General features: G+C 62.2%; 1 protein-coding gene. It reads right to left on the bottom strand.

What is annotated here, in order from left to right; genetic code table 11:
• Positions 1–5,228 (bottom strand): hypothetical protein (locus tag VNN55_11190; protein HWO58118.1); only part of this gene is annotated, 5,228 nt, incomplete at both ends.

Genomic DNA, 5,228 nt, shown 5'->3' with positions numbered 1-5,228 from the left:
GTTTCTGTCATAGACATAGCGCGTGAGGGTGAGCCGTTGGGCGCCTTCTTGAACTTCGATCTCCACCGTCTCGCCGTGGCGGTTGGTTCTTGTAATCGTACGGATGCCTTCGGGGGTGGTGAGGGTGAAGCTGCGGTTGGTATCGTCGTAGCTGTAGCTCGTGCGGTTGCCCCGCGCATCGGTGTGGGTGAGGGTTCTGCCCCAGGCGTCGTAGGTCGTGGTGGTGGCGATATTTAAACCCGTGGGATCGAGCGTGGTGGTGATCTCGCGTCCGAGGCGATCGTAGGTGAAGGTGCGAACGATGCCCTTGCCATCGGTGATTTGGGTGATGCGCCCGAAGGCATCATAGGTCTTGGTGGTGATCCGGTTGAGTCCACCCAGATCTTCGGTGCTTTGAATAAGGAGCCCCCGGCGGTCATAGCGATAGGTGTCGGGGCGATAGAGGGTGCTCGTGAGCTGGGTTTCTTTACGATCCACTTCACCGAAGGCGTTGTGGGTGTAGCGGATCGTGCTGTCGAGCCCGCTGCCAAAGCCGTTAATGGCTTCTCGGATCGCACCGCGCAGGGTGTAGTTGGTGCGGGTGCGGGCGTCGGCGTTCTCGCCCGTGGGACGCGCTATCTGGGCCAGGCGGTTTAGGAGATCTTGGGTAATCGCACCACCGTTTAAACCGGTGGTGCTGAGGCGGTTGCTGTAGCGGATATGGTCTTCGACTTCCCCGAAGCGGTTGTAGATGCGCGCTTCGACCTGGCCTAAATGGTTGACGGTGTGGGTGAGCCGACCCCTACCGTCGTAGTAGAAGAGGGTGCGCTGACCGTTCGGATCGGTGGTGGCGGTTCTTCTCCCGGCCTGGTCATAGGTGTGGGTCAGGCTCCACTGATTCCAGAGCGCGTCGATTTGGGCTTGGGTGGCGGCTGGGTTTTGGGTTAGGAGGTTCTCGAGGGCGCGGCTGCCCTCGCCGCTTAACTCCTGTAACACATTCCCGCGGCTGTCATAGCGCGCCTGAGTGGTACGCACGTCACCGGTGTTCCAGGCTTTGTCGGTTTGAATGAGGTTGCCGACATTGTCATAGGTGTAGCGGGTAATGGTGCCGGCGGGGTTGGTGGTGACGTGGGTGATTTGGTTGGCGCCGTTCCATTGGGTGAGGGTGACCCGGTCGTTGGCATTGGCGGCGGGGCGCAGCTGCGTAATGGTTTGGGTGCCGCTGTAGGGGTTGGCGCGATTGGCATACCGTATCTCTTGGGTACGGTTGCCGGCGGCATCGTAGTTGTACTCGGTTAAGTAGCCCTCGGGGTCGAGGGTGGCGATGGTTTGGCCTTTGGCATCGTAGAAGTGATAGCTCTGCCGATCGTTCGCATGGGGGGCGACACTCGCCAGCAATTCGCCGAAGGTGCCGTTGGTGCGCAGGCTCGCGGCCGCGGGGTTGGTGTAATGAATCGTATGGATCAGCTGCCCGGCACTGTTGTAGCGGTACTCGCAAAGGTAGCCCTCGGCGTCCAAGGTCCCGATCAAGTTCCCGTCGCGCTCGTAGAAGCGGCGGGTGTGGCGGTCGTTCGTGCTGTTTAGTGGGATGCGGGCGCTGATGTCACTCGGGGCTGGGTTGGTTGGGAGTCCCGCTAAGCTGATTGGATTGGCATAGCGGAGGGTATCGGTGAGTCTGCCGGCCCCATCGTAGAAGGATTGGGTGACATAGCCCCGGCTCGGGTCGCTGTCGTGGGGGCTGATCGCCATGACCAAGCGGTTGGCATTGTCGTAGAGCTGGTAGCTCACGCGATCGGCACTGCTACTCGCCGGGCGGACGCTGTTGAGGCTTACGGTATTGATCGGTCGACCGTTGGCATCGCGCAATGCTGCCCGCGCATTCGCATTGACGGCGGTGGCATAGCGGATAGTTCTAATGGTGTTGCCGGCGGAATCGTAGATGAACTCGGCCAGAGCGCCGGTGGCATCGATGGTCGCGATTCTGCGCCCGGCTTCATCGTAGAGGTGATCGGTGGTATTACCGAGGGGATCGACGATGACACGCAACCGCCCGCCGTCATCGTAGAGGTAGTTCGTGGTGCCAAGCGCCTGGGTGCTGTCGGCTTGGCTCGCGCTCAAGCGCCAGCCGGCACGGTCGTAGATCTCTGTTGTCGCAAGACCATTGGCGAGGGTAGTGGTGATGCGGCGGTTGGCGTCGTCGTAGGTCGTGATACGGGTACGACTAACGCCCGCTGCGATCCATTGGTTTGTCGTGAGCAGCCGCCCTAAGCCGTCGTAGGTATACGTGGTCACATAGTCGCTCGGATCCGTTGTCGCCTCGCCTCTGGCATCGACCGTCTGCAGGAGCCTGCCGCGCTGGTCATAGACATAACGCGTGACCGACTGGCTGCCATCGGTGATGCCGGCGCCGTTGGTGTCGGTGCGGCTGTAAGTGGTGGTGCTGCTGAGGTTGCCTCTGAAATCGTAGGCGTAGTCGGTGCGTTGAAGGCGCGTTAGGTCTTGGGTGCTGGCCCAGGCGATGAGCTGCGCTTCGGTCGGGGCTTCCTCGGGACCTAAGGTACTGACGTTATAGCCTCCTCCTGTGTAACGGCGGGTGCTCACCCGGTTGCCCGTCGCATCGTATTGGTGCTCGCTGACGCGGCCTTCAGGGCTCATCACGAAGCGCAGATGCTCCTCGGCATCGTAGACGTAGCGGGTGATGAGGGGGCTGGTGGGTTGCCCCGGGCCGCTGCCATCGGGATCACGCCCCACATAGTGGGTTTCGAGGAGAAGTTGCTGGGCGGCGTTGTAGCGATAGGTGGTGGTGTTGCCGGCACTATCGCGCACTAAGGTGCGGTTGCCCGAGGCGTCATACTCCATCGCGCTGGTGTTGCCGTTGGGATCGACGATGGCGGTGAGGTTGCCCGCGCCGTCGTAGGTGTAGCGGGTCTCGGGGCGCACGCCGTTGACCGCGGGGCCTACGAGCCGGGTGAGTCGGCCGGCGGTGTCGGTGACGTAACTCGTCGTAAGGCCCAAGGGATCGGTGACGTCGGTTTGCAGGCCCGTGACCGTGCCGCCGGCGGTGTAGGTCAAGGTCTGCGGCACCGTCAGACGCAGACCGCTACTTAAGGTCGGGTTGCCGAGCGTGCTCTGTAAGGCACTCACCGCATTGGGGTCGCTCGTGCCGTAGACCGTCTGGGTGATCAAGGCCCAGGTGTCGGTGGATTGGACGGTGTAGTAGGGCGCGACCGTATCGTTCAGCGTCGCTGGCAGGTTAGTGAGCCGGTTGCCGGGAGTAAGCACCGGATTGCCTAGGGCGGTTTGTAATTCATCGGCGAGACCGCTGGTTCCGTAAAGCCTGGCCGCAATAAAGGCCCAGGTATCGCCGCTTTGGATGGTGTAGTACCGCTCCCCGGCATTGACGATAACATCGGCGGCGCTCGGGTTGACGATCCAGCGGCCGTGCAGCTCTCCGGCCACCATGGCTTCGCTGACATTATCGACGTACATCGCCGCGCTCGCCGCGCCCGGCTCGCCGTGGCCTTCAATGAAGGTCTGGATGACTCCCCAATCGGTGTAGCCACGCTGATCGATGAAGCCGCTCGCGCGGTCTTGGCCTTTTTGATAGACGTAGAGAGTCGTGCCAGTGGCTGCGGTGACGACCTCGATGATGTAGGTGGTGTTGTCGGCGACCGTCCCGAGGGGAGCCGTGTTCCAGCTCCCGTCATAGAAGGACGCCAGCACGTTCCCGCTGTCATCGAAATAGGCCGCATGGCGGCGGTAGGCCCCGAAATCGGTATCGCTTTCGGTGCCGATGACCAGATAGCGCCCGGCGCTGCTCGGCCCGGTGGTGACTTCCGAGCGGAAGATGACGCCGTCGCCGAAGGGATGTAAACGATTGCCCCACACGCCCGGCCATTGCCAATCGGGGGTGTCTTGGGTGGTGATAACGAGCCGTCCGTTTTGGACGCTCATGTAACCGGCGGGAAGCGCGGAGAGGCCGAAGGCATCGATCCCAAAGGTCTGGGCCCAGCGGGGCGTGGCCGGTGGTTGCGCGTAGACGCGCTTACTCGTAACGTTGCCGGCGGCGTCATATTGATAGGCGATCAAGGCGCCGTCGGGACCGATGGCGGCGACGACGCGCCCGGCATCGTCGTAGGCGTACTGGGTCAGTTGGTCAGCGCCGTTTTCCGGGGCGATGACATCGCCGATGAGGGCACCGGCAACGGTCGCTTCGCTCACGTTATCGACGTACATCGTCGCGTTCGCCGCTCCGGGCTCGCCGTGGCCTTCGATGAAGGTCTGCACCACGCCCCAGTCGGTATAGCCGCGTTGATCGATGAAGCCGCTCGTCCTGTCCTGGCCTTTTTCGTAGATGTAGAGCGTGGTGCCGCTGGCTTGCGTAACGACCTCGACGATGTAGGTGGTGTTGTTGCGGGCGTCACCGAGCCATTGGTTTTGCCAGCCATTGTCGTAATACGAGGCGAAGATGCCATCGCCGTCGAAATAAGCCGCGTGGCGGCGGTAGGCTCCGAGGTTACTATCGCTTTCGGTGCCGATGACCAGATAGCGCCCAGCGCTGCTCGGCCCGGTGGTGACTTCCGAGCGGAAGATCACCCCGTCGCTGAAGGGATGCTGGCGCGTGCCCCATACACCTGGCCATTGCCAATCGGGGGTGTCTTGGGTCGTGACGACGAGCCGTCCGTTTTGGACGCTCATGTACCCGGTTGCTAAGGTCGTGAGTCCCGAGGCATCCGCGGCGAAGGACTGTGACCAACGCGGTGGCACCGCTGCATCGACGTGGCGGCGTTCGCGCGCAATGCGGCCAGCGTCGTCATAGACGTAGCTGATAAGCGTCCCCGATTGATCAACTACGCCGACGATGCGGCCGGCGTTGTCGTAGTACGCCGTCTGGTAGGTGCTCGGCGGCTGCGGCCTGGGGTCGGCGACGCTTGTTTCGGTGAGTGCAGCCGTATTAAGGCTGTACGTTTGGGTCGTGGAAAGCACGGCGTTATCCGCATTCACCGTGGTCGTGGTCCCACCGGTGGTGGTGACGGTGTAGCTAAGCGTCGTCACCCGCCCCTCGCCGTCGGTATAGGTTCTGACCCGGTACTGGCCGTTGATCAACTCGTAGGTGAAGGAAACCCGGGTGCCGTCGCTATGGGTGATGGAAGCGATGCGGGTAGAGGTGCCGTCATAGGTGTAGGTGGTGGTGTAGGTTCTACCGTCGCTGATGGCGTTGTCTTCGGGAGAAAGATCGACGCTGACCT

Source organism: bacterium, assembly GCA_035559435.1.
GTDB lineage: Bacteria > Zixibacteria > MSB-5A5 > WJJR01 > WJJR01 > JACQFV01.
This window is presented reverse-complemented; position numbering and strand designations above follow the sequence as displayed.